23 protein-coding genes and 2 tRNA genes are annotated in these 26,634 nt (G+C 40.4%); 15 read left to right on the top strand and 10 right to left on the bottom strand.

All coding sequences use genetic code 11. The annotated features are described in order from the left end of the window. Positions 1 to 7: 7 nt before the first annotated feature. From R2H34_RS02440 to R2H34_RS02430, 3 genes are all read right to left on the bottom strand, one after another. The gene (locus R2H34_RS02440; protein ID WP_318342402.1) at positions 8 to 1,444 is read right to left on the bottom strand and encodes a DUF2252 domain-containing protein; all 1,437 of its coding nucleotides are present in this window, start codon (positions 1,442 to 1,444) and stop codon (positions 8 to 10) included. Between the two features lie 64 nt (positions 1,445 to 1,508). Continuing rightward, positions 1,509 to 1,751: a hypothetical protein gene (locus R2H34_RS02435; RefSeq protein WP_004916632.1), complete on the bottom strand. Its 243-nt coding sequence runs from the start codon at positions 1,749 to 1,751 to the stop codon at positions 1,509 to 1,511. A 66-nt stretch (positions 1,752 to 1,817) separates the two neighbouring features. Next, on the bottom strand, positions 1,818 to 2,477 hold the full coding sequence (locus R2H34_RS02430) for an HAD family hydrolase (protein WP_318342401.1): 660 nt from the start codon (positions 2,475 to 2,477) through the stop codon (positions 1,818 to 1,820). A 183-nt stretch (positions 2,478 to 2,660) separates the two neighbouring features. Here R2H34_RS02430 and R2H34_RS02425 point away from each other — a divergent pair, with 183 nt between their 5' ends. The 3 genes from R2H34_RS02425 (at position 2,661) to R2H34_RS02415 (ending at position 7,499) form a co-directional block, all read left to right on the top strand. Beyond that, positions 2,661 to 3,137 carry an RNA pyrophosphohydrolase gene (locus R2H34_RS02425; RefSeq protein ID WP_004876647.1) on the top strand — a complete coding sequence of 159 codons (477 nt, stop codon included), beginning with the start codon at positions 2,661 to 2,663 and terminating at the stop codon, positions 3,135 to 3,137. A gap of 92 nt (positions 3,138 to 3,229) precedes the next feature. Beyond that, a complete protein-coding gene (gene ptsP / locus R2H34_RS02420; RefSeq protein ID WP_004916638.1) occupies positions 3,230 to 5,524 on the top strand; it encodes a phosphoenolpyruvate--protein phosphotransferase in 2,295 nt (764 codons plus the stop codon). Between the two features lie 454 nt (positions 5,525 to 5,978). Then, complete coding sequence (locus R2H34_RS02415; protein ID WP_004916640.1) at positions 5,979 to 7,499, top strand: catalase; 1,521 nt, start codon at positions 5,979 to 5,981, stop codon at positions 7,497 to 7,499. 168 nt (positions 7,500 to 7,667) lie between these two features. Here R2H34_RS02415 and R2H34_RS02410 read toward each other — a convergent pair whose 3' ends face one another. After that, positions 7,668 to 8,720: an MBL fold metallo-hydrolase gene (locus R2H34_RS02410; protein ID WP_004916642.1), complete on the bottom strand. Its 1,053-nt coding sequence runs from the start codon at positions 8,718 to 8,720 to the stop codon at positions 7,668 to 7,670. A gap of 386 nt (positions 8,721 to 9,106) precedes the next feature. Here R2H34_RS02410 and R2H34_RS02405 point away from each other — a divergent pair, with 386 nt between their 5' ends. Next, positions 9,107 to 10,015, top strand: coding sequence for a LysR substrate-binding domain-containing protein (locus R2H34_RS02405; RefSeq protein WP_075696817.1), 909 nt, complete (start codon positions 9,107 to 9,109; stop codon positions 10,013 to 10,015). Positions 10,016 to 10,053: 38 nt separating this feature from the next. Here R2H34_RS02405 and R2H34_RS02400 read toward each other — a convergent pair whose 3' ends face one another. The 4 genes from R2H34_RS02400 to R2H34_RS02385 all read right to left on the bottom strand — a co-directional run bounded on the left by R2H34_RS02400 (position 10,054) and on the right by R2H34_RS02385 (position 13,094). Further along, entirely contained in the window at positions 10,054 to 10,665 is a 612-nt protein-coding gene (locus R2H34_RS02400; protein WP_075696818.1) for a glutathione S-transferase family protein, read from the bottom strand. Between the two features lie 51 nt (positions 10,666 to 10,716). Continuing rightward, complete coding sequence (locus R2H34_RS02395; RefSeq protein ID WP_005403613.1) at positions 10,717 to 11,415, bottom strand: helix-turn-helix transcriptional regulator; 699 nt, start codon at positions 11,413 to 11,415, stop codon at positions 10,717 to 10,719. A 75-nt stretch (positions 11,416 to 11,490) separates the two neighbouring features. Continuing rightward, positions 11,491 to 12,165 (bottom strand): HAD-IA family hydrolase, encoded by a 675-nt coding sequence (locus R2H34_RS02390; protein ID WP_004916649.1) that lies wholly within the window; start codon positions 12,163 to 12,165, stop codon positions 11,491 to 11,493. After that, positions 12,162 to 13,094 carry an RluA family pseudouridine synthase gene (locus R2H34_RS02385; RefSeq protein ID WP_004916651.1) on the bottom strand — a complete coding sequence of 311 codons (933 nt, stop codon included), beginning with the start codon at positions 13,092 to 13,094 and terminating at the stop codon, positions 12,162 to 12,164. The genes R2H34_RS02390 and R2H34_RS02385 overlap by 4 nt, the downstream gene beginning before the upstream one ends. Before the next feature lie 790 nt (positions 13,095 to 13,884). On the opposite strand from R2H34_RS02385, the gene R2H34_RS02380 reads away from it, so the two are divergent. The 7 genes from R2H34_RS02380 (at position 13,885) to R2H34_RS02350 (ending at position 21,138) form a co-directional block, all read left to right on the top strand. After that, positions 13,885 to 17,244 carry an Rne/Rng family ribonuclease gene (locus R2H34_RS02380; RefSeq protein ID WP_004916656.1) on the top strand — a complete coding sequence of 1,120 codons (3,360 nt, stop codon included), beginning with the start codon at positions 13,885 to 13,887 and terminating at the stop codon, positions 17,242 to 17,244. Between the two features lie 191 nt (positions 17,245 to 17,435). Beyond that, complete coding sequence (locus R2H34_RS02375; RefSeq protein WP_004916657.1) at positions 17,436 to 19,277, top strand: long-chain-acyl-CoA synthetase; 1,842 nt, start codon at positions 17,436 to 17,438, stop codon at positions 19,275 to 19,277. 173 nt (positions 19,278 to 19,450) lie between these two features. Next, positions 19,451 to 19,526: transfer RNA gene (locus R2H34_RS02370), tRNA-Lys, on the top strand. 119 nt (positions 19,527 to 19,645) lie between these two features. Further along, positions 19,646 to 19,721 (top strand) — tRNA-Lys (locus tag R2H34_RS02365). A gap of 267 nt (positions 19,722 to 19,988) precedes the next feature. Further along, positions 19,989 to 20,378 (top strand): DUF4382 domain-containing protein, encoded by a 390-nt coding sequence (locus tag R2H34_RS02360; RefSeq protein WP_235675324.1) that lies wholly within the window; start codon positions 19,989 to 19,991, stop codon positions 20,376 to 20,378. A gap of 2 nt (positions 20,379 to 20,380) precedes the next feature. Continuing rightward, complete coding sequence (locus R2H34_RS02355) at positions 20,381 to 20,863, top strand: DUF4382 domain-containing protein (RefSeq protein WP_235675323.1); 483 nt, start codon at positions 20,381 to 20,383, stop codon at positions 20,861 to 20,863. A gap of 134 nt (positions 20,864 to 20,997) precedes the next feature. Further along, positions 20,998 to 21,138 carry a hypothetical protein gene (locus R2H34_RS02350; protein ID WP_228270548.1) on the top strand — a complete coding sequence of 47 codons (141 nt, stop codon included), beginning with the start codon at positions 20,998 to 21,000 and terminating at the stop codon, positions 21,136 to 21,138. A 46-nt stretch (positions 21,139 to 21,184) separates the two neighbouring features. Here the strand turns inward: R2H34_RS02350 and hemW are convergent, their stop codons facing one another. Continuing rightward, entirely contained in the window at positions 21,185 to 22,339 is a 1,155-nt protein-coding gene (gene hemW, locus R2H34_RS02345) for a radical SAM family heme chaperone HemW (protein ID WP_151723217.1), read from the bottom strand. A 136-nt stretch (positions 22,340 to 22,475) separates the two neighbouring features. Between hemW and R2H34_RS02340 the strand changes: the two genes are divergently transcribed. From R2H34_RS02340 to R2H34_RS02325, 4 genes are all read left to right on the top strand, one after another. Continuing rightward, the gene (locus R2H34_RS02340) at positions 22,476 to 22,937 is read left to right on the top strand and encodes a DMT family transporter (RefSeq protein WP_075696822.1); all 462 of its coding nucleotides are present in this window, start codon (positions 22,476 to 22,478) and stop codon (positions 22,935 to 22,937) included. Positions 22,938 to 22,974: 37 nt separating this feature from the next. Then, entirely contained in the window at positions 22,975 to 24,324 is a 1,350-nt protein-coding gene (locus R2H34_RS02335; protein ID WP_136700204.1) for an MATE family efflux transporter, read from the top strand. Between the two features lie 182 nt (positions 24,325 to 24,506). Then, positions 24,507 to 25,799 carry an ABC1 kinase family protein gene (locus R2H34_RS02330; RefSeq protein ID WP_075696823.1) on the top strand — a complete coding sequence of 431 codons (1,293 nt, stop codon included), beginning with the start codon at positions 24,507 to 24,509 and terminating at the stop codon, positions 25,797 to 25,799. Between the two features lie 141 nt (positions 25,800 to 25,940). Then, entirely contained in the window at positions 25,941 to 26,195 is a 255-nt protein-coding gene (locus tag R2H34_RS02325) for a type B 50S ribosomal protein L31 (RefSeq protein WP_136700205.1), read from the top strand. A gap of 94 nt (positions 26,196 to 26,289) precedes the next feature. Here R2H34_RS02325 and R2H34_RS02320 read toward each other — a convergent pair whose 3' ends face one another. After that, complete coding sequence (locus tag R2H34_RS02320) at positions 26,290 to 26,622, bottom strand: DUF190 domain-containing protein (RefSeq protein WP_004958740.1); 333 nt, start codon at positions 26,620 to 26,622, stop codon at positions 26,290 to 26,292. Positions 26,623 to 26,634 lie beyond the last annotated feature (12 nt).

Raw genomic sequence — 26,634 nt, 5'->3', positions numbered from 1 at the left:
CTTATTGTTACAGCGCATCATCTCCAGCGAGCTGAATCTTACCATCAGCAACTTCATTCATAAATTGCTGATAGTCATTTAGATTGCGTTCTGCATAAGCTTCTGCATACGATTGCAATACCTCTACGATCGCACCACCTTCACCGAGATATCCCATCAATACGTCAGCATTTCCAGCCTTAGCGTGAGCATGAGCTAAAGCCAAACCACAACTTTCAGCATATTCATAAAAATATTCATCATCCATATCACTCAGATCAACTGAAATTTTCATATCGCGCAATTGGCGCACATGGAAATGTTGATCAAGTGTTGAAGAGAAACCTAGGAAAATATCACTAGCGGCTTGCATGAGTTGCTGACCATGCACTACACGCTCACCTTCATGTGTCACTTTGTCCAAAAATAACGGACTAAGAATAGAAGGATTGGCTTCTTTCATTTGTAAAATTAATGGTTCACGATCCGCATCCTGGAATAATGCGATGGCTGATCGTGTCCCCACACTTCCGACTCCGACTACCTTCAACGCTACATCAGTGCGTTGATAACGATCAAAGAGCACTTGGCGATCATATTTCAAAGATTCACGATATTGTTTGAAGAAGATATCTACATCTTTGCTAAATGGTTCATCTGAATTTGGATGCCATAATAATGGCGCATCATCCACGAAATGGCGGAATCCTGTATCTTCATCTTTTTGCGTGAGCTTAGGCAAAACAGAATATGCATTTCTTTTTTGTGCAGAATCAAGATGCTTCGCACGCTTCTTTCTTAGCTTTCGACATTCAGTATTTTCTAACAAGGTACTGGCATCAACTTTTTCGTACCACACTTGTAATGGTGAAAGTTCCGTATTTTCTAGTAGATGCTGACGGTAGCTGTTCAGCATTGTTTTAATTGCTTTTAATCCTACTTTATCTGCTAGATCAATATCACGTGCAGCAATCACAAAGCTAGTGGCTAAACGTTTTAAATCCCATTCAAATGGCGCAACCAAAGTCTCATCAAAATCATTAATACCAAACAATAGGTTACGTTCTGGACTAGCAAAGCCACCAAAATTACTCAAATGACAATCGCCACAAATCTGTTGGAATAGACCAGAGTTCGACTGCTCCCAAGCTTGATCAAATAGCATCAAGGAAGGCATACCACGATAAAAGGTAAATGGTGAAACGCTCATACGTTTTGCACGAATTGGTTTAAGCAATTCTAAACGTCCTTGATTGCTCCAATCATAAATATTTAAAGCCGTTAGACCTTTAGGGCGTTGCGATAGTTGTGACAACTGTTCACGTGAAACTTTTTGACGTTGCGCTTTTCCTAATTTAAAACCTTCTTTTTTTGTCAGTAACTTACCTTTATAACTATGCCGAGTAAGATCAATGCAGTCTTCTGTCCAAAGTTGTTTTGGCAGTTTAATTTGTTGTTTTTTCATAACACCCCCGACATAAATTCAGTAGTGTTATAACAATAAATTGAATGGATCAGATAAATATTTTTTATTTTTTCACAAATTTCCTAACAACATAATAAAGCAGCATCACAAAGGGTAAAACCAAAAATAATGCGCCAAATCCAAACGTTATGCAGGCAAAAATAATGCCGCCTATTGCACCCCCAAATAAAAGGATAATCAAGTAGAATAACAATTCACTAATCAAGGCATCAAAACCTTGGCTAAGGAACTGTTCACCCCAATCTGAGCGGCGATATCGTCTACGCTCTGAATTCTTATTATTCACGATATTTCCGATTCACATAATACCTATTCTTCTAACATAATAAGTACTATGTGAGCAAAGTAAAGATTATACGGATACGATCGACCAGTCTTGAATATCCCAATCTTGATCTTGCGCCAATTTTTCTAAACGATCATCAGGATTCACTGCAATTGCATGGGTTGCATATTCAAGCAAAAAACGATCATTAATCGAATCTGAATACGCCCAAGACTCATCAACTGCTCTTCCCTCTAACCATTGATCTAAACGAGCAAGCTTACCTTTCTGATAACAAGGTAAACCTGTCACCTTACCCGTATACTTCCCATCAAGAACTTCGGCATTGGTGGCAATAATTTTAGTAATACCAAATTCACGAAAAATCGGAGCCGTAATAAAATCACTGGTTGCAGTAATCCCAACAATCGCATGACCTAAATCTTGATGCTTTTTAATTGCATCAAAACCTTTCGGACGCATTTGGGGACGAATCACTTTTTGCATAAACAACTGGTGTAGTTCAGTTAAATAAGTATTGTCATGCTTGGTCAAAAATTCAAAGACAAATTCGTTATAAGCAATCGGATCAAGTTGTCCTGCCTTATAGTCCTCGTAGAATTTATCATTCATTTGACGATGATGAACTGGATCAACCAAACCTTCATTCACTAAAAACTCACCCCATGAGTGGTCAGAATCGGTATTTAACAGGGTGTGATCTAAATCAAACAAAGCCAATTTCATATAAATGCTCATTTAAATGCAAATTAAAGAAAAAAAACGTAAATCTATTTCCGTAAGTGACTAAAAATTCGTTAAGATCATAGCAATTTTAAACATTTTACTTTGACCTTTTTCGAGTTGGACGTGAAGAGTGACTGTCCCCGAGATCAAAGTCAACGATATAGACAAAATTTAGGTAGCCAAATGATCGACTCAGAAGGTTTCCGACCCAACGTCGGGATCATTTTGGCAAACGATGACGGACAAGTCTTATGGGCAAAGCGCATTGGTCACAATGCTTGGCAATTTCCACAAGGAGGTATCCAGTTTGGAGAAACCCCTGAACAGGCACTTTATCGTGAACTGAGAGAAGAAGTCGGCTTATTGCCCGAACACGTCCAGATTATAGCGCAAACTAAAGGTTGGCTGCGTTATCGTTTGCCACATCGGTACATTCGGTCAGATTCAGATCCCGTATGTATTGGACAAAAACAAAAGTGGTTTTTACTGAAGTTAACGGCATCGCCGCATCATATTCAGTTAAACCTATCCGACCCACCCGAATTTGATGAATGGCAATGGGTGAGTTATTGGTATCCATTAGGTCAAGTGGTGAATTTCAAACGTGATGTTTACCGTAAAGCCATGATGGAGTTGTGTTTGCAACTACCTCAACGCTAAACATCAATAAATCATCACTTTAAGCAATGATTTTTGACTAGAGAGCTGTTATAACTAGGTTCATAACGATTTATAAATTGGAGTAAACATCCATGTCAAACATGCAACTCGACACGCTTAGACGCATTGTGCAAGAAATCAATGCGTCCGTCAGTTTGCATGACTCCTTGGACATTATGGTCAACCATGTGGCTGAGGCGATGCATGTAGATGTTTGCTCGATTTACCTATTGGATGAACGTAATAAACGCTATGTGTTGATGGCTTCAAAAGGTCTTAAACCTGAAGCAGTTGGACATGTCTCATTAAATATTGGTGAGGGTCTGGTCGGCTTAGTTGGACAACGCGAAGAAATCGTTAACCTTGACAATGCTCCCAAGCATGACCGATTTGCTTATTTACCTGAAACAGGTGAAGAGCTATTTAACTCATTCCTTGGCGTACCAGTCATGTATCGCCGTAAGGTTATGGGCGTTTTAGTTGTTCAAAATAAAGAACCACAAGACTTTAGTGAAGCAGCTGAATCATTCCTCGTGACGCTTTGTGCTCAGCTTTCTGGCGTAATTGCACATGCACATGCCGTTGGTAATATTGATGTTTTCCGTAAGCCTACCAGTGGCTCAACATATAAAACGTTCCAAGGTGTTTCAGGTGCAGGCGGTGTCGCGCTAGGTCGTGCAATTGTGCTCTACCCTCCTGCTGATCTTACGGTAATTCCAGATCGAGAAGCAGAAGATATTAGTGAGGAGCTTGAACTTCTTGATCAAGCGATTGCCTCTGTACGTAAGGAAATTCAATCCTTAGATGAAAAAATGCAAGACTCACTCATGTCTGAAGAACGTGCTTTATTTAGTGTGTTCTTGAGAATGTTGGATGAAAATGCATTACCAAGTGAAATTAAAGACCACATTCGAGCTGGAAGTTGGGCACAAGGTGCTGTCCGTAAAGTTATTGATAAACATATTGCGTTGTTTGCGCAAATGGAAGATGACTATCTGCGTGAACGTGTTTCAGATTTAAAAGACCTAGGTCGTCGAATTTTGGCATGTTTGCAAGAAGCCGATTCGAGTCATCGAGAGCTAAGCCCTGACAGCATCCTGATTGGTGAAGAAATCAGTACGGCTGCTCTGGTTGAATTACCTGTTGATAATATTGCGGCAATCGTTACTTCTGAAGGTGCTGCCAATTCACATATGGTGATCGTGGCTCGTGCGCTTGGTATTCCAACAGTTGTTGGCGTCACTGAATTACCAATCACCACACTTGATGACATTGAAATGATCGTCGATGCTTATCAAGGTCGAGTCTTCGTTAATCCGCCACGTCGATTGCGCCAACGATATAAAGAAGTCCAAAAAGAAGAAGAACAAATTGCGAAAGACTTAAAGCAATATGAAACCAAGGATGCAATTACCCCTGATGGTGTATCAATTCCTCTATTCGTCAACACAGGTTTGATGATTGATGTTGTCCGTGGTGTGCAACGTGGTGCAAAAGGTGTCGGACTATACCGTAGTGAAATTCCTTTTATGCTTCGTGAGCGCTTTCCAGGTGAAGAAGAACAACGTGCTATCTATCGTCAACAGCTAAGCCACTTTGCAAATAAGCCAGTGATTATGCGTACCCTCGATATTGGTGCGGATAAAGACTTGCCTTATTTCAGCATTGAAGAAGAAAACTCTGCTTTAGGTTGGCGTGGTTTGCGTTTTACCTTAGACCATCCTGAGATTTTCTCTGCACAGATTCGCGCGATGTTAAAAGCGAGTATTGGTCTAAATAACTTACATATTTTATTGCCGATGGTGACAAGCGTCAGTGAAGTTGAGGAAGTTCTTTATTTATTGGAACGTGATTGGATTGCGGTTCAAGAAGAAGAACAAGTTAAAATCACTCGACCAAAAATCGGAATTATGGTCGAAGTACCTAGTGTCCTCTTTCAAATCAGTGAGTTTGCCGAGCTAGTTGATTTCTTCTCTGTCGGTTCTAACGATTTGACCCAGTACTTACTTGCAGTCGATCGAAACAACCCTCATGTTGCAAACGTTTATTCGCATTTTCATCCATCAGTTTTGCGTGCATTAAGTCGTTTAGTTGAAGACTGCCACATCCATCAAAAACCCGTCAGTGTGTGCGGCGAAATGGCAGGTGATCCTTTATCTGCGATTTTATTGATGGCGATGGGCTTTAATACGCTTTCAATGAGTTCAAGCAACATCCTGCGGGTGAGAAAGGCAATTTGCCATGTCCCAATGGCAGATGCAAAACAGCTGCTGGACAATGTCCTACAAATGAATAACCCATTAGTCATTAAAAGCTGGCTTGAGCACTACTTTAAAACCCACGGCTTGGCCGATATGGTAAAATCCAATCGTTTGGTCAGTGCCTAGAAAATAACTAGGGCATCCTTTCAAGCATGCCTTTACATAACTGCAACAGGTGAAAAACCTCCTGTTTTTATATATGAGCATACAAGCTGAATTTGGGAGTTGATTATACAATTACCCTTAACGAACTATTCAATTCCCTTTAATTGGTTATTTTAATGGGACTTTTTCAAATTTTAACAATTTATTGCTCAACAATTCTCATTGCCACATTTAAGATTTAAACAGCTTCAATCGGATAAAGCATTTATGACATCAACTTTAATCCATTGGAAAAAAAACTTTCATCAATCTAGAGTAAAAATACAACGGATGTAAACCACATCATTACAAATCAATTTAGGCATCTTCATTTTTGATACCCATTTTGTAGCCGATACGGTTAAACATTCATATCTTTGAACGGTCAAACAGTTCAGATGACCCAGCTCACAGGTCATCTTGATGGAGATAGAACATGAGCCAAGACGATAAAAAATGTCCTTATAGCCACTTAACCACTGATTTTGGTGCACCCGTGGTGGATAATCAAAATAGTATGACAGCAGGTGCTCGGGGTCCTTTATTAGCCCAAGATTTATGGCTAAATGAAAAACTTGCCAACTTTGTCCGTGAAGTGATTCCTGAACGTCGTATGCACGCTAAAGGTTCTGGTGCATTCGGTACATTTACAGTTACCCATGATATTACTCAATATACTCGCGCTAAAATCTTTAGCGAAATCGGCAAAAAAACAGAAATGTTTGCTCGTTTTACCACGGTTGCAGGTGAACGTGGCGCAGCGGATGCTGAACGAGATATTCGTGGTTTTGCCTTAAAATTTTATACTGAAGAAGGTAACTGGGATATGGTAGGTAATAATACCCCTGTATTCTTCTTACGTGATCCACGCAAATTCCCAGATCTCAACAAAGCAGTAAAACGCGACCCAAAAACCAATCTACGTAGTGCTACCAATAATTGGGATTTCTGGACTTTATTGCCAGAAGCCCTGCATCAAGTCACGATTGTAATGTCAGATCGCGGTATCCCTGCTAGCTACCGACATATGCATGGTTTTAGTAGTCATACCTATAGCTTCATTAATGCAGCCAATGAACGTTTCTGGGTGAAATTCCACTTTAGAACGCAACAAGGAATTAAAAACCTAACTGATGCAGAAGCTGGTGAATTGGTGGGTCAAGACCGTGAAAGCCATCAACGTGATTTATTCGATGCCATCGAACGTCAAGACTATCCAAAATGGACGCTTTTCGTACAAATCATGCCAGAACAAGATGCTGAGAAAGTTCCATATCATCCATTCGATTTAACTAAAGTTTGGCCTCATGGCGACTATCCACTGATTGAAGTTGGTGAGTTTGAACTCAATCGCAACTCTGAAAACTTCTTCCTAGATGTTGAACAATCTGCTTTTGCACCAAGTAACTTAGTACCAGGTATTAGCGTTTCACCTGACCGTATGTTGCAAGCACGCCTATTTAACTATGCGGATGCGCAACGTTACCGTTTAGGCGTGAACTATCAACAAATTCCAGTGAATGCTGCTCGCTGCCCTGTTCACAGTAATCACCGTGATGGTCAAGGTCGCATTGATGCCAACTATGGTAGTTTACCACATTATGAACCTAACAGCTTCGGTCAATGGCAAGAACAGCCGCAATACAAAGAACCACCATTGAAAATCAATGGCGATGCAGACTTCTGGGATTATCGTGAAGATGATAATGACTACTTCAGTCAACCTCGTGCCTTGTTCGAGTTAATGACACCTGAACAGCAAGATGCCTTATTTGGCAATACAGCACGCGCGATGGGTGATGCGTTGGACTTTATCAAGTATCGTCATATCCGAAACTGCTATGCTTGCCACCCTGCTTATGGCGAAGGTGTTGCAAAAGCACTTGGTATGACTGTTGCTGATGCGCAAGCTGCCCGTGAAACTGACCCTGCTCGTCATTTACCAAGCTTTATTTAATTCCTGAGAACCTTCTAAAAAGCCATCTTCGGATGGCTTTTTAGATTAAATTAGGCGACAATTTAGTCAAGCCATGACATGAATAAGCGTTTAATCCTGTGATGATGAATGTTGGGCTTGTCAGCCTTTCCGTCATTGCCTTATGCTTTATCAGGACACTACAGCAAGCTAGGCCCGAATAAAGTGCCCTTCACGAATACAATAAAATGGATTGACTAATTTAGATGAAGATTTCATTGCTTGTTGTAACTCATGTTCAGGAGCATTGCGATCTTCATCAGTAAGTTGGAAAGTTCGAAAATGAATGGCCAATGATCGGTGGGCATGTAGATCTAAGTGTGCATGAAAAGCATCTTGTGGATTCATATGAACAAAACGCATCAATTGACGTGGTTCGTAAGCCCCTATTGGTAATAGTGCTACACGGGCATCACCATAACGCTCATGAATCTTTTTAAAATGTGGGGAATATCCCGTATCACCAGCAAAGAAACAATGTCCTGTTTTTGCCAATAATGAAAAACCACCCCATAAGGCCCGATTTTGATCACGCACGCCACGACCAGAGGCATGCTGTGCAGGTGTATAAGCAATTTTTAATTCATCATGAAACGGAATCTCTTGCCACCAATCCATCTCAATAACATGAAAGTGTTTAGGCAAATAATATCCATTACCAAGCCCAGTATAGATCGGCATCGCAAATTTTTGATGTAACCACTCTAAACTGGCTAAATCCATATGGTCATAATGGTTATGACTTAACAACACACCATGAATCCAAGGCAAGTGTTCCAAAGCAATACCTGCAGGGCAAACACGTTGCGGACCACGCCCCTGCTGAGGACTCACATACTCACACCAAACAGGATCCGTCAGGAAATTGTAACGACCGATTTGGATCAATACCGTTGCATGCCCTACGAACCAAATTTTCCAGTCATTTAAATCAGCATGTGGTCGATTCTGAGGCAACTCAAGCATCTGATTTCGTAGATTTTGCTCGTGATATCGATCAACGTTCCACGTATATGACTTCCGTGTTGCAAGCCATTTAAACAAACGTGTTCGATCAAATGGTGGATCACGTTTTTCAATATTATAAAAACGATCAAAACCACAATGGTCAGAAGCCTCATGAGGAAATGGTGGTTTCCCAAAAGTATGGCTCAAGCAAGATTGGGTCGGCAATTGGTAAGTTAATGTCGGCTTATCTTTCATGTACTTCTTCTATAGTGGAATTTAATCATCTCAAGCAGCGATGGTGATCTATTCATCAGATAAATAGTTTTCTACTTTAACGTTTTCCATCTCACGTGAATGTATCAATTTTGAGAAGTTTGAATGCATTTCAATTCATGCATTTTAGTCCTCGTAGAACCCATTTAGTTATGCTGATTTTCACCTAATGAGTCAACATAAATTTATATAAAGGTTCAATTTTTTATCATGATCAAATTAAGTCACAATTTTAGGTTTTTAATACATTTTTTCTATCTCAAAACTGAGCACATCGGTCATAAAAACAGCTATGATATAGTCTTACGCCAGTTTCACCCATTATCAATCTTTCTAAAACTAGAATAAGGCACACTTGGATTCGTCTTATGGAATTACGACATTTACGTTACTTCATCACCGTTGCCGAAGAGCTAAGTTTTAGTAAAGCAGCAATTAAGCTTCATACAGCACAGCCATCTTTAAGCCAACAAATCAAGGATTTAGAGGATGAAATTGGTGTTCAATTATTTCATAGAACCAAACGAAAAGTAGAATTGACAGATGAAGGTCACGTTTTTCTAGAGCAGGCACGTTTAACGATCACTCAAGCAGATAAAGCAGTGACAATGGCGCGACAAGTTGCTGCTGCAAAAGTTCAATGTCTTAGAATTGGATTCGTTCCTTCAGCAGAAATCCGTATTTTTCCTTATATTTTGCCACGTTTACGCGTGAAAATTCCAAAACTACAAATTTGTACACTCAATCTAAAAGAAACTGACCAAATCACTGAATTAAAAAAAGGTGATTTAGACATTATTTTTATTAATCAAGATTTTCAAAATGATACTTTTGCCAGTCAGTTAGTTTTGAAAGAGCCTCTTGTATTTATGCTCCCGAAACAACATCCTTTTGCTAAATTCGAAGAAATTAAACTTGAGCAATTAAAAGAGTTAGAGTTAACCATCCTCTCTAATAAGCTGTCACAACCCTTATCGAAAACGATTTTGCAATATATTGAATTTAATAAAATTCAGTTCAAAACCATCCATGAAACCAATCTTATAGTGGATTGCATTCAAGCGGTAAACTCGGGTGTGAGCTGTGCAATTCTGCCATCCTACATGGAAGCCCTAGCGACTGATCAAGTCATTGTAAAACCCTTAGCCAAGCCATTGCCCAGTTTGGATGTATTTATGGCGTTTAATAAAAATCCCCCCAATCAAGCGACTGAACAATTTTTGGAAGAGATTCGACAAGTATTTGCACTTGATCAATTTGCACTTTATGCAAGCTGAAAAAAAAGCCGAATTGTCGGCTTTTTTGATGTTTGGACTTAAGCATTACTAAAGAATTCAGCAAACTTCTGATAACTTGGACGCTGACTAACACTCTGTAAATATCGCTCAATCGCAGGATGCGACTGTACTTCACCCATTTTCAACTGCCAAAATAACATTGCTGCAATTAACACATCAGCAGCAGTGAATTGTTCTCCACATAAAAAAGGAGCTGCTTCATTCAATCCAACCACAAAAGCATGATAAGCATCTTGGTAGTCACCATAACCAATCGAAGATTTCTGCTCAGATGTAACCTCATTTATACCCAACATTCGATCTGTCGCTGCCGCTTCCCATGGCCCTGAGATAAAGAACAACCAACGATAATATAAACCTCGTTTGGGATCGTTGAGTGCAGGTGCTAGTCCTTTATCGATAAATTTATCAGCTAAATAAGCACATATTGCACCCAATTCATAAATAACAATGTCACCATCAACCAGAACAGGTACTTTACCAAAAGGATTCATCTGCAAATATTCTGGTGTTTTCATTTCAGTTTTAAATGCAACCTCAATACGCTCACATTCAATTCCGAGTTCTAGTAGTAGCCAATCCACGACCACACCGCGTGAAAAACTATTGGTATAAAGTTTAAGTGCCATTTTTGTATTTCCTTGTTTATTGGTTTTATTTAAATTTAATCGCTTTGATTGTCAGTTTTTGTCAGTAGTCGATTCACACACTTCTTGAACCCACCATTGTTGAAATAATTGCTGTTTGAATTGTGGATAATAAACTTGGGTCAAACTTAACTCACGTATTCTATCGATACGAAAGTGTCTAAACCCTTCGCGTAACTCACACCATGCTGCTAATACAATACGATCATTAAAATATCCTAAAGCAAAAGGCCAAAGCATTCTTGTACTTATTCGTTGTTGCTCATCTGCATAATCCACGAGGATTTTTACTTGTTGGCGAATCGCTAAACGCACTTGCTCAACGAGCATTTCATCGACAGGCAACCATGTATTAATCGACCTTAAGGTCGTCTGCTTTAGCAAATGCTGACAGTGCTGAGGTAAAACTGCATTCAGTTTAGCTAACACGGAGGTTGATGCCGCTTTCAGTGCTTGATCAGGAATGTCTTTTAACCAATTCAACGCAAGAAAAATTGCTTCAATTTCAGTTTCATTTAAAGTCATTGGCGGCAAAAGAAAATCTTCTTTTAGCTGAAATCCCAGTCCTGCCGAAGCATCAATACTGACGCCTTGCTCACGTAGTGTTTCAATATCTCGATATAAAGTGCGTTGGCTAACCTCAAGACGTTCGGCTAGCGCCTGTGCAGTAACAGGATAACGGTATTCTCTAAGCAGTTGTAATAAATGAAATAAACGAATGGAACGACTCATACTTTCCCTATTTTTATTATTGAAGATAGGGATTGATCAATCCCTATCTGTGTCGTTTCAAATGATTTTTGTTGTTTAACTTTCAGTTAAAGCAAACTCAGCTAAGTGATTGCGCAAATACTGATGCAACTCCGCCACATCATTTGCAATCGTCAAAGGTTGATACTGTACTAATGTTTCAACAGTATGCACTCCATAACTCACTCCAATTCGAGGCATGCCAATATTTTGAGCCATCTCAAGATCATAACTGGTATCACCTACCATAATTGCAGATTCAGCAGCCACATCCATTTCCGTGAGTATTTCCTGCAACATCAGCGGATCTGGTTTTGAATTAGTTTCACTAGCTGCGCGGGTAATATCAAAAATGTGATGGCTATTGGTTTGGCTCAAAACTCGATCTAAACCTTTACGACTTTTACCTGTCGCCACAGCAAGTTTTAAACCTTGTTGTTTTAACTCTTGTAAAAGTTCAGCAACACCCGCAAACCAAGCATCACCTTTAGAGTTGGCAACATAATGATCTGCATAGCATTGCAAAATATCTTGCTGTAAATGCGGTACCTGTGGAAATAAAATTTGCATGACTTCAGGTAAGCCTAAACCAATGATACTCTTTGCAGCATCATCGGTAAGCGGTTGTTCAAACTGCTGTGCTGCGTATTGCAGACTTGCAACGATTTGCCCAACCGAGTCAAACAACGTCCCATCCCAATCAAAAATGACTAATTCAACATTCTGACTCATTTTTGCTTTCTCAACTCATTAATCACCTGTTGCATATCTTCAGGCATTGGTGCTTCGATGGTTGGGTAGTTCGGAATATCTAAGCGCATTGCATGCAAGCATAAACGACGTGCTTCAGGACCTGTATAAGCTGTATTGTGACCATACTTATCATCCCCAATCAAAGGATGCCCGATACTTAGGCCATGTACACGAATTTGATGGGTACGACCTGATAAAGGTGAAGCGTGGACTAATGTTGCGGCTTTAAATCGTTCAATCACCTTCCATTCTGTCTTACTAGGTTTACCTTCTTTAGTGACACGGACACGTCGCTCACCATTCGCAAGTTCATAACGAAGCAAAGGCGCATCAATCAATTGCTGATCCAAACTCACTTGCCCTTTAACGATTGCTGCATAGGTCTTCTTAATCTTATGCTCACGCAATAAGTCCTGAAGTAACTTGAGGGTACTTCGCTTCTTACTAATCATCACTAGACCTGAGGTATCACGGTCAATACGATGAATCAATTCTAAATATTTTTTGCCTGTCGCAGCACGCATGGCTTCAATCAAGCCATATGCAACCCCGCTACCACCATGAACGGCAATACCAGATGGTTTATTCACCACTAATAAGCCTTCATCTTCGTAAACCACACGGCTGAGTAAACTTTGCGCTACACCATCACTCACAGGTGCATCGGTTTCATCTTTTTGTTCATAACGAATCGGCGCAACTCGAATTTGGTCACCAATACTCAGTCGTGTTTCTGCTTTTATTCTTTTTTTGTTGACACGAACCTGTCCTTCACGAATCAAACGATAGATTCGACTTTTAGGAACACCTTTTAATCGGGTAAATAAAAAATTATCGATTCGCTGCCCTTCTTGATGCTCATCCACGTCAAACCAAGTGACACTTTGCCATTGTTGTGTAGAATTCATACGTTCGATTCATCCAAGATTTGCTAAATACGATTAAAAAATGATCATTTAGCTAAGTTATTTCACAAGAAACCTAAACTTAGCCCATAGGCAGATGCCGCAAGGTTTGATATATTCAGCGCACGGATACCACCGTAAGTGAGCATCAAATCAGAAATTTTATTTAGATAAAATTTTAAATCGATGAGATCTTCACCAACAACTCGGATAGGTCCTAAAGAATTATGCCGACGCCGAAGGCTTATTATATCGGCAAAATGACAAACTGTTGCGTTTAATTGTGCATCAGCACATGCAGTTTGCTCAGAAAAAATATGTCGCCAGCAATTTGTTGGTTATTAAACGTAAACTGATCCACATCAGACAATTTGCTCCCTGATGTCGCATTCAGGCTAAAGCGTTGATGCATTGGAACTGCTAAGCAGTGATACGATGATCATTCCGTATCAAGACTTCCAGATGGATCGACTTCAATGCTTAATGACAGTGAAAGTCACCATCCAATGCACCGCTCACCCGCCAGTGAAGCGTACAGGAAACTTTGATTATGTCGGGGTCTTACCATATTTCTCAGATGCAAGACAGAGATGAAATATCAACAGACCAAAGATAGAAGCAGTATTGCCAACATCGAAACAACCGTATCAAAGCCCAAACTGGAAATTTACAGTCAGTGGTTTCAGAGCTTCGCAAATAAAAGTAGCCTCTGAGTCTTGATCGCGTCAATTTGATGTTTGCTCAAAAGTATTGAGCTTGTTGTTTGTGTGCATCACTATTAGGTGTCACACCCATGAAACGTATGTTGATTAATGCAACCCACGCCGAAGAAGTTCGCGTTGCACTTATCACTGGTAATCGCCTTTACGATTTCGATTTAGAAAACCGTACTCGTGAACAAAAAAAATCAAACATCTACAAAGGTCACGTCACTCGCGTTGAACCATCTTTAGAAGCGGTTTTCGTCGAGTATGGCGCTCAGCGTCAAGGTTTCCTTTCAATGCGAGAGATTGCAAACTCGTATTTCAAAGCAGATCCTCGTCAAACTTCTAACATTCGTGAACTGATCACCGAAGGTACTGAACTACTCGTTCAAGTTGAGAAAGAAGAGCGTGGCAACAAAGGTGCTGCCCTCTCTACCTTTATTTCTCTTGCAGGTCGTTATTTAGTTCTTATGCCAAACAACCCGAAAGGTGGTGGTATCAGCCGTCAAATTTCAGGTTCTGTGCGTGAAGAGCTAAAAGAAATTTTATCTTCTCTAAATGTACCTCGTGGCATGAGCGTGATTGTTCGTACCGCAGGTATCGGTCGCACCCAAGAAGAACTTCAACTGGATTTACAACATTTGTTGGATCTTTGGGCTCAAATTCAAAGCTCTGCAAGTTCAGGTCCATCACCAATGCTTGTTCACCAAGAAGCTGGTGTAGTGACGCGTGCTATTCGTGATTACTTACGCGATGACGTTGCAGAAATCTTGATTGATAGCGAGCAGGCATATAACGAAGCGTATAACTTTGTTAAAGCAGTAATGCCACGTCAGCTTGATAAGTTAAAAACTTATACCTTGAATGAGCCTTTATTTGCTCACTTCGGGATTGAAAGTCAAATCCAAACCGCTTATGAACGTGAAGTAAAACTTCCTTCAGGTGGTTCAATTGTGATTGATCAAACTGAAGCTTTAGTTTCAATTGATATTAACTCAGCGAAATCAACGCGTGGTCACGATGTTGAAGAAACTGCATTAAATACCAATTTAGAAGCAGCTGAAGAAATTGCGCGTCAACTTCGCTTACGTGATATTGGCGGTTTAGTTGTGATCGATTTCATCGACATGACCAAAGATCGCAACCAACGTATGGTTGAAGCGAAATTACGTGAAGCGACACAAAGCGATCGTGCGCGTATCCAGTTCGGTCAACTTTCACGTTTTGGTCTGATGGAAATGAGCCGTCAGCGCTTACGTCCTTCTTTAGAAGAAGCGACAGGTTATGTGTGCCCACGCTGTCATGGCACAGGAATGGTTCGTGACTTACGTTCACTGTCACTTTCGATTATGCGTAAAGTTGAAGAAATTGCTTTACGTGAACGCCAAGGTGAAGTTCAAGTTGAAGTACCTGTTGAAATCGCTGCGTTCTTATTGAATGAAAAGCGTCACAGCCTTGTTTATCTTGAACAAACTTCAAATGTACGTGTCACTGTGTTGCCTCACCCTCACTTGGAAACACCACATTATCAAATCCAGTTCAATCCAGATGGCTTTGCCCCATCTAGCTATGAACGTACTGAAGCAACTCGTTCAAGTGAAAAAGAACTTGGTTATGAGTCTTCTGATTGGCATTTAGAAGAAGCAGATCACAGCCATCCAGCTGCTCCTGCACAAAATGCAACAGCACCACAAAAGAAAGCCCATCAAGCCCAAGCTGCACAAGCAAAACCAGCTCAAGCCACTGTACAGAAATCAGCAAGCCCTTGTGCTTGGTTAGAGAACTTATTTGTTCAAAAACAAGCTCAAACTACTGATCAATCTCGTTCTGCACAAAACGCTGCTGCTGCGATTGAGCAAATGATCAATAACGGCGCAGTAAGTCGTGGTCAGTTTGGACAAGTGAATATCCCTGCTCCTGCAGCTGTAGAAACACCTGCTCCTGCAAGCAATAACGCTTATATTTCACAAGCACCAGCAAAACAAGAAGCACGTGAAACATTTGAAAAAGACGAAAAATCTCATCGTCCTAATCAAAACCAGAAGAAGCGCAAACATAAAGAACAACGTGAGCAACACTCACATGCACATGAACCACAAAATCAAGTGCATGAAGAAGTGACTCAAGTTTCACGTCATGAACAACGTCAAGAACAACGTGATCAAAAACGCCAGCAAAAGCGTCATCAACCTCAAGAAGCTCAGCAGCAACATCAAGAGACTGCAGTGAATGAGTCTGCGCCTTTGCCACGTCGTGATCGCAACCAACAACAACGTCCGAACCGACCAAACCGTCATCGTGACCAAAGTGTTTTAAATGAAACTCCAGTAGTAACAGCTGAAGCGGCAGTTAATCCACAACAAGTAAAAGTGAACGTTGTTGATGCACCACGTGCGGAAGCGATGAACACGGCATTGATCGTAAATATTGATCAAGGTCAAAGTGAAATCGTTGCAATTAATGCAGAAAAAGCACCGTTAGATGTGCCTCACACTGAGTCTGTAAAAGCTGTAATTGCGACAGCAGAAACAGTTGAGCCAACTCAAGCGGCACAGCCAGAAGTTGAAGAAACTGCTGTTGTTGAGCCATCAACTCAAGTAGCGCCTGTAAAACGTGCAAGTAACGATCCTCGTTCACGTCGCCGTTCGCATCAAGGTGGCGGGCATACTAATCAAAAGCCAGCACCTAAAATTGCGCACTCGCAGATACCAACCTTAGGGCAATATACTATTGGTGGTCTGATTCGCCATATCTATGGTGAAGATTGCACAATTTTGATTGAACAATTTGGTTTAGTCACAACGTTCAACCGTGCATTACAAAAGTTCGCTGAACAATACGCAAGTAGTATTGCAGTAGAAACTGTTGTGGTTGAAGAAAAGCGTCCTGTTACACGTGATGCTGTTCTTCCTTCACAGAAGCCAACTCAGGAAGCAGAACCTGCACCAGTGTTACCGTTAACACCACCTGAAGCTCCTGTGACTCGCGTTGCAAATGACCCTCGTGAACGCCGTCGCCTTGCCAAACTTGCTGCGGAACAAGCGAAAGAAGCACATATTGCAGCGAACGCTTCAGTAGCTCAACCAGCAACTACCGCAGAGACGCCAGTTGAAGCGAAAGAAGCTGAACCAGCAACTTCTACTTCAGAGCCAGTTGATGCAATTCCTGAGCAACAACCTCTCGAGCTCACAACGGCAACAGAAGTGCAAGATGCTCAAGAAACTGCTGCAGAAGTAATTGAAGAAGCACAAACTACTGTTCTTCAACAAGAAGCAACTGAAACAGAAACCGTTGAAGTCGCTGTAGCCGAAGAAAAAGTAGAGACTGTTGTTGAAGGTGATGAGACTGAAGCGGAAGATGAAGCTGCGAAACTAGAGAAAGATAAATCTAGTCGCCCTCGTCGCCCTCGTGGTCGTCCACCGAAAAAAGCAACTGCTGGCAATGAATAATTTGCTAAATTGTACACAATAAGCAAAAGCCTAGTCATTTCGATGACTAGGCTTTTTTGTTATTTTGTCAGATTAGGTTGATTGCTCTAGGAACTTCCCATTAAAAAACAGCATTAACAACAATGATCTTAATGGTTGTGTTCCAACAGATAGCCATTTTTTGGATTGATCGAAAAATAAACAGGATTGATATGAGCCAAACTACACAGACCGATATTATTACCCTTAGTGATGTCGCAACTCGCCTTCCCAACTTCATCACAAAAGTACCTCATATCCTCAATGGTCTTAAACAGGCTTATTTGCGGACGCCTACTTCCCCAGCAGGCTTAGGAATTGCCTTTGAAAAAGCAGTTAAGCGTAATCCGCAAGGAATCGCCCTGTTATTTGAAGATCAACGTTATAGCTACAGTGCTTTGAACGAATGGGCAAACCAAATTGCGCATTACTACTTGTCGATTGGGGCAAAAAAAGGTGATGTAATTGCAGTGATGGTCGAAAACCGCCCTGAATTGATTGCCACTATTGTTGCTTTAGCTAAAATTGGCGTAACGATTGCACTTGTAAATACATCACAGGTCGGCAAAGTTCTAGCACACAGTATTAACTTAGTTAATCCTATCGCGGTGATTGCTGGTGAAGAAGTACGAGCTGCGATAGATGAAATTCGTCACGATTTAACTGTTGCTCAAGATCGTTTCCATTGGTTTGCAGATCAAGAAACTCGTCAAAATGCCGGTGTAGCACCTAAAGGCTATGTCAATCTTGCTCAACAAATTGATCAATTCCCTAAATTCAATCCATCAACCACACACACTGTGACAGGTAAAGATGGATTATTCTATATCTATACATCTGGCACGACAGGCTTGCCTAAAGCTGTAATCTTCACGCATAGCCGTTGGACACTTGCTTATGGTACATACGGTCATATTCTAAATTTAGGTAAAGATGACGTAATGTATGTCACTTTACCGCTCTATCATGCAACAGGCGTCGTCGTGTGCTGGTGTGGTGTGATTGCTGGTAGCGCAACTTTAGCTGTACGTCGTAAATACTCGACGAGTGCATTCTGGAAAGATGTTCAGAAATTTAATGCGTCAGCGATCGGTTATGTCGGTGAATTATGTCGTTACCTCATGGATGCACCAGTTACAGAACTTGACCGTGCTCACCGTGTTACCAAAATGATTGGTAACGGTATGCGACCAAATATTTGGGGCAAATTCAAAGAGCGCTTTGGTGTTCAAGAAGTCCTTGAGCTTTATGCATCAAGTGAAGGTAACGTTGGCTTCAGCAATATTTTCAACTTTGACAATACAGTTGGTTTTTCTCCAACACCATATGCAATTGTTGAATATGACAAAGAGAAAAACGAACTAGTACGTGACAGCAAGGGTTATTGCAAGAAAGTCAAAACAGGGCAAGTCGGCTTACTCGTAGGTAAGATTACTAGCCGTTCACCTTTCGATGGTTATACTGATCCTGAAAAAAACAAATCAGTTATCTTGAAAGATGTCTTTACTAAAGGTGATTCGTATTTCAACACTGGTGATTTAGTACGTGATATTGGTTTCCGTCATGCACAGTTTGTAGATCGTTTGGGTGATACTTTCCGTTGGAAAGGTGAGAATGTTTCAACGACTGAAGTTGAAAACATGGTTTCTGAATACGAAAAGATCGCTGAAGCTGTTGTTTATGGTGTAGAAATTCCAAACACAAATGGTCGTGCAGGTATGGCTGCTATTACTTTAACCGATGGCGCTGAACTGAATGATAATGACCTTACAGAAATGGTCAGTGTATTCAAGAAATGCTTACCAGCTTATGCGATTCCGGTGTTCTTACGTGTACAAGCCAAAGTTGAAACAACAGGTACCTTTAAGTATCAAAAGAATAAGCTGAAAGAAGATGCATTTGACCCAAGCAAGACAGATGAACGCTTGTTGGTTTTATTACCAGGCGCAACGAGCTACTGTGATGTAAATGCTGAAATCTTTGAGAATATTCAGGCATATCAATACCGTTTCTAGTTTATTTTTTAGCTAAACAAGAGGAAATCGTGCTTTTTATAAACAATCATGCAGATGTTTTTAAATTTCCTCTTGTGTTAGCTGAATAAGTTGCTAGAATACGCAACATCAAAACGAAGACGCACTTAGAACTGATTAGTTTTACTTGCGAAGCATGTTTAATCACTTGCTTAGGGTCGTTAGCTCAGTTGGTAGAGCAGCGGACTTTTAATCCGTTGGTCCCGCGTTCGAGTCGCGGACGACCCACCACTTAATGTTTTGATAGTTTGTAAAATGTATTTTACAAACGCCTGTAAGAGGTTTAACTTAGAAAAATCATAGATTTTCTCTAAGCTCTAAGTAAACGTTATTTTACTTACCCTCACTCAGGGTCGTTAGCTCAGTTGGTAGAGCAGCGGACTTTTAATCCGTTGGTCCCGCGTTCGAGTCGCGGACGACCCACCAAATTCTAAAAAACCTCATCATATGATGAGGTTTTTTTATGCCTATTCATGAAGTTAATATCTGTGAAGTTGGGATTTGTGATTACTTCATCTAAAATGATATCTAATCATGATCTACAACTATCTTTATGTATAAAACAGAAACCAGCTCACACCAACTTAATCAATAAAAACAAATATTTATAATTATACAACATAGTATTTTGACTAAATCTTTTATACTCCGAAAACAATTTTACATACTATTCTCGGATGAAAGGACCTATTCATGAAGAATATTCAATTGATTAGCTTGGTTGCTATAACTTCTTTAGGCTTAGTTGCATGTGGTGGTGGAAGCAGCGCTGATAATAATTCAAACAATACAGGCACGCTCAATGTCAGCCTAACCGATAACCCTGCTTGTGGAATGGATCACGTCTATGTCACTGTCAAAGAGGTAAAAGTACATAGCAGTAGTACAGCAAAAGATAGCGATGCAGGCTGGTATTCAGTAAAACTAGCTAATCCTAAAAAAATAGATTTACTTACACTGACCAATGGTGCTCTCACAACTTTAGGACAGACCCCTCTTCCAGCTGGGCGCTATACACAAATCCGTTTAGTTCTAGATCAAAATGGGCTAACTCTGTTGTTCCTACAGGAGGTACCGAGCTAGCATTGACGACACCGAGCGCGGCTCAGAGTGGCTATAAAGTCGTGGGATCATTTGATGTAAAGCCAGACACGCTAGTTGACCTTGTTTTAGATTTTGATGCATGCCAATCTATTGTGAAACGTGGAAATGGTTCATACAACCTGAAACCAGTTGTCACAGCAACACCACAAGTTGTGAGTGGAACCATCAGTGGCTTCGTCAGCCCAAGCCTTGCTCAAGCAGGTGCAACCGTTTATGCACAGCAAAATGGTGAAATCATTAAAGGTACTCCTGTACCAGCGACAGGTGACTTTAAATTAATGCCACTTGTCCAAAGTAAAACTAATGGCAACTATGACATTGTTATAACCGCTCCTGGATATGCAACTGCAGTGATTAAATCAGTTCCAGTCACCGCTGAACAAACCACCACCATTTCTACTCAAGCATTACCGATTAATACAAATGTAGCAACACACTATCGTGTTAGTGGAGCAGCGACTTAATTAAAGTCAATGCAAAACAAACTAGTGGTGGTACGACTTATACAGTAAATACCATCAATGCGACTTTAGACACTGGTGCCTATAGCTTATCCTTAAGTACAGGTGCACCTAATTTAGGTCCATACACAGGTACATTGCCAATCGTATTAACTCCTGATAATACCGTAAATGGACAATACACTATCAGTGCGACTGATACAGTAAAAGCAACGACTCAAAATGCGCCTGTTACGATTTCAACGATGGATGTAAACAACATTAACTTTAATTTTTAATATTTGTGCTCCCTTTAGCAGTGCTCGTTAAAGGGAGTTTTTGTTCTTATAAGAATGATTCTAAGACTGAATTTAAAAAAATATGCCCCTGCTCAGTACAAGCAATTTTACTTGTATCATCAAGCAATAATTTTTTCTGACGTAATTTACTCAATGGTGTTTGCAGGTGATTTAAATCTAAACCAGTTCTTTGCTGATAAAGCTCAGCAGCAACACCTTCATTCAAACGTAAAGCATTCATCATAAACTCAAAAGGTAGCTCATCAGCCCCGATACGTTTCATTTGTAGATGTTCGGCAGGAACTTTAGCAAGATAATCTTTTGGTAAACGCGTTTTTTGGAAACGGTATACTCCATCCGGTCTTGTGACCTTGCCATGTGCACCAGCACCAATCGCCAAATAATCCCCAAATTGCCAGTAATTCAAATTATGGGCTGATGGCTTTTCTTTTCTCCATGCTGACACCTCATAATTAATAAAACCATTCGCAATTAAATATGCTTCACCCAGTTCTTGAATCTGCTCCAAAATCTCATCTTGCGGTAAAGCAGGTTGCGTTCGAAAGAAAACCGTATTCGGCTCAATCGTAAGTTGATACCAACTGATATGCGTTGCACCATGCTCCACAGCTAACTTAAGATCTGTTAGAGCTTGCTCGATAGTTTGCGAGGGTAAACCATGCATAAGATCTACATTGACGCGCTCAAAGCCTGCTTGACGAGCCTGCTGAATTGCATCCATAGCATTGTGCGCGGAATGGATACGACCTAAGCGTTGTAAGTGCTCTGTATCAAAGCTTTGCACACCAATCGACAGGCGATTGATCCCAACAGAAAGATAATCCGCAAAAGGATCATGCTCTACCGTTCCAGGGTTTGCTTCTAAGGTAATCTCACAATCATCTGAGAAACTTAAACGTGCTTTAAGCTGATCAAAAAGCCACTGATAGCCTTGAGCGGAAATCAATGATGGCGTTCCACCACCAATAAATACACTATGAATTAATCTTCCCTGCGCCATTTCAACTTGTGTTTCAAAGTCAGCGACCAATGCTGTTAAATATTGCTGTTCCAAATCCATTGAGAGTTGACCATCAGGCACGGCATGTGAATTGAAGTCACAGTAAGGACACTTACGCACACACCAAGGCATATGGATATACAAGGAAAGTGGGATATTAATTGGATTTAACAGACTCAAAGTAGAAGCTCAATGACAGAACATCGCTATTTTAACATGACTCTTACAGAGTCTGTTGCTGGTTCTGTAGACACGGCTTATCATCCTGTAAGTATTCAGTTAGACTGAGATAACGAAGAACAATTACATTGAGATGATGATGAAAATTTCTAGCCAATTGCTACTCTTTCTGCCTTTAGCCTTTGGAGTAGGAATTGCAATGGCATTTCAAACTGCAATAAATTCACAATTGAGAGAACATTTAAGCTCCCCTCTTCAAGCAGCATTTCTTTCGTTTCTCATCGGTACCGCTGTTTTAGCGGCACTCGTCTATTTTCAGGATGCATCGAAACCAAATTTACATGAACTTTCAAACATTCCATGGTATTTATGGATCGGTGGATTTCTCGGTGTTTATGCGATTAGCATGAGTATTTATACTGCTCCAAAATTAGGTTTTCTCACATTTTCAGGATTAGTTATTTTTGGTCAGATCACTATTTCAATGCTGCTCGATCATTTTGGCTGGTTAGGTACAGATAAAGCACCTATCAACTGGCAGCGTTTACTCGGTGGTATCATTATTTTTATTGGCGTTTTACTCACTTTACAGCGCTAAGGTTTCTTCCGTTTTTTAATAAATAAGAGTATTTTTTGTGTTACAAGCAACCAGCAAGCGCTATGAATCAAAACAACTGTTTCATTTGATGTTACCAATACTGATCACTCAGTTTGCCCAAGCTGGATTAGGCTTGATTGATACAATTATGGCAGGCCATCTTTCTGCTGGCGATCTTGCTGCAATTGCTGTGGGTGTGGGTCTGTGGATTCCTATCATGCTGTTGTTTGCTGGGATTATGATTGCGACCACACCACTCGTCGCTGAAGCACGTGGTGCTAAAACACCTGAAAAAATTCCGACTATCGCACGTCAATCTTTATGGGTAGCATTGATTCTAGGTGTCGTTGCAATGTTTATTTTGCAATGTATGCCACTTTTGTTGCCTTACTTTGGCGTACCAGAGCATCTCCTCCCGAAAGCCAGCCTATTCCTACATGCGATTGGTTTTGGTATGCCTGCTGTAATGATGTATGCAGCTTTACGTAGCTATTCAGAAGCGCTTGGACATCCTCGCCCAGTCACAGTAATCAGTTTATTGGCACTCTTAGTACTGATTCCACTGAACTTCATTTTCATGTATGGCTTTGGGCCAATACCAGCTTTAGGCAGTGCTGGATGTGGCTTTGCGACAGCGATTCTACAATGGTTAATGTTCATTACACTTGCAATATACATTTCTAAAGCAAGTGCATATAAACAAGCTCCTATTTTTACGCAATGGGAAAAAATAGACCCAACTTGGGTTAAACGAATTTTAAAACTTGGCTTTCCAATTGGCTTAGCGGTTTTCTTTGAGGTCAGTATTTTTAGCACAGGTGCGTTGGTATTAGGACCACTGGGAGAAAATGCGATTGCAGCACATCAAATTGCAATTTCAGTCACATCTCAGTTGTTTATGATTCCTTTATCCTTAGCGATTGCCTTAACAATTCGGGTCGGAATGTATTATGGGGAAAAGAATTGGCAAGCTATGCGCCAAGCACAGAAAGTAGGATTGATGAGTGCGACATTCTTTGCATTGTGCACCATGCTTCTGATTGCCTCAGCTCGACCATATATCGTTGCAATCTACACCAATAATATAGATGTGATCCCCATGGCGATGTATCTGCTATGGTTTGCAATGGCATACCAATTAATGGATGCATGGCAAGTAAGCGCTGCAGGCTGCCTACGTGGTATGCAAGACACGCAAGCCCCTATGTGGATTACACTGATGGCATACTGGGTGATTGCTTTCCCAATCGGTTTGTATTTAGCTCGTTATACGATTTGGGGTGTTGCAGGTGTTTGGCTAGGTTTGATTATTGGCTTAACGATTGCTTGTGTATTATTGATTGGTCGTTTGTATTTATACAATCAACGCTTAGAGAAAACACTATAAAGAATATTCGTTTCTAACGTATTCATGGTATGGAAAGCTCTAACAACTGAGCTTTTCATTTATTATCGACCTACTCATAAATAATGACTTACATCACTTAACATTTTCTTATAGGCAATTTAAGTTTTGTACCCTATGATCAAGATACTCCTTTGAGATAAAACAATTGAGGTCTAACGAATATGGCAAAGCATGCGAGTTCTTCCGGTAAACGCTTTTTAAAACTGGCAGGCATGACCGCAAGTATTGCAAGCAAAAGCGTGGCTAACTCTATTCGAAATCTCACTGCCGATGAAGAACAAAAAAATGCAGCACGTAGCCAACTTTTCCAAGATATCGGCATTCAAATCGCTGATACACTTGGAGAAATGAAAGGTGCTGTAATGAAGGTCGGACAGATTGCCTCTCAATACAAAGATATTTTTCCACCAGAAGTCGCCAAAGCGATTGCTAAGTTACAACGCCAAGCCCCTGCCATGCCTTTTGCTGCGATCCAACAGCAAGTCGAAAAAGAGTTAGGCAAACCCTTAAACCAAATTTTTAGCTCTTTCGAAACCGAACCATTTGCAGCAGCATCCATCGGTCAAGTGCATCGTGCTATTTTGCCGAATGGGCAAGCAGTGGTAGTCAAAGTACAATATCCTGGTGTCGATCAAGCTTGTGAAAGCGATTTAAAACAGGTTCGCCTTGCTTTACGTTTAATGGGTGTATTAAAAATTGATAAAAAACTTCAAGATCAACTTTTTAAAGAAATCCAAGACAGCCTATCAGCTGAATTGAACTATGAAATTGAAGCTCAGAATCTAGAAGTATTTAAAACCTTCCATGAAAAACTCGATCAACAAGTGATTATACCTACCGTCTATAAAGACTATTCATCTCGCCGTGTACTCACACTCAGTTATGAAAAAGGTGAATCAATCGAAACGGCAAGTACGTGGTCTGTCGAAACACGCAATCAAATTGGTCGTCGAATCGTACGTGCGCTCGGACAAGAAATTTTCTTTTTAAGACGATTTCATTGCGATCCACACCCAGGTAACTTTGCATTTAGAGAAGATGGCAGCGTAATTATTTACGATTATGGCAGTGTAAAAACCTTATCGCCTGAGATCGTTCAATATTTTAAATCTCTCGTCAATGCTGCTCGACAAGAGAATATTGCTCAAGTTGAAGACTTATTAGTCGAATTAAAGGCATTGGCTGAAAAAGAAAAGTTCCCTGACGAACTTTATAGTCAATGGATTGAAATTTTATTACGTCCGCTCAGTACACATTATGATTTTGCAGAAAACTCTTCACATCACGATGGCATGCGCCTAGTGAAAAAATCTTTAAAATATTGGGACGTATTTAAACCCTCTCCTGATACATTGATGGTGAATCGTACGGTATCTGGACATTACTGGAATCTCATTCATCTCAAAGTGCATGACAATCTGAACGACTTATTTGAAGAACTCGTGCCTAGTTAAATTTCTTAAAACTTAGTGCCCCTTACTTAATCGCAAGACGAAAATCTATATGTCATTTCAAAGCAAAACTTGAAATACTCAAAATTGACTTCATGTATTGTTATGTTATAACATTTCCATATAATTTTAGGAGTCTTAAAAATGCGTAAAGATATTCACCCTGATTACCAACAAGTACTATTTCACGATACCAATGCCGATGCTTACTTCTTGATTGGTAGCACGATCCAAACCAAACAGACTAAAGAATATCAAGGTCAAGTTTACCCTTATGTGACGCTAGATATTTCAAGCGCATCACATCCGTTTTATACAGGCGAAGTACGTCAAGCAAGCAACGAAGGTCGTGTTGCGAGCTTCAATAAACGATTTGGTCGTTTTAGTCGTAAAGCTTAATCTTATTTTAAGTTTGACGCTGTACATTACAAGCATTCGAAGTCTAAGGTTATATCTCCTCCACTTAGACTTCTTTTTTTATGTCAAAAATTTGTCATCCATCTCGCAGTGATGATTGTCCAATCACACCATATTCAACAGCCTGCTTGACATAAAATAGAGAAATCGCTTTATCTTCAAGAAATTTAAACAACGCTGTAGCCTGTTCATCATTCACGGCAAATTGAATTTGAACAGGCTGATCAGCCAACTCAAAAAATCCTGCAGAATGAATTTGCCCGCGATGATCCATGCCATGTGTTGCATTTATGACTGTTGCACCTCCCAACTTCATTTGTTGGGCAACGGACAATAACCATTCAACAATCGGTTGACCTTGGTACATTCGACTGCGTTCAGCATAAAAGGTAATTAAGAATCCATTCATAAGTTCTCTCCC

Source organism: Acinetobacter sp. 16, assembly GCF_033439925.1.
GTDB lineage: Bacteria > Pseudomonadota > Gammaproteobacteria > Pseudomonadales > Moraxellaceae > Acinetobacter > Acinetobacter junii.
Note: the sequence above shows the minus strand (reverse complement) of the source record. Positions and strands in the feature narration are given on the sequence as shown.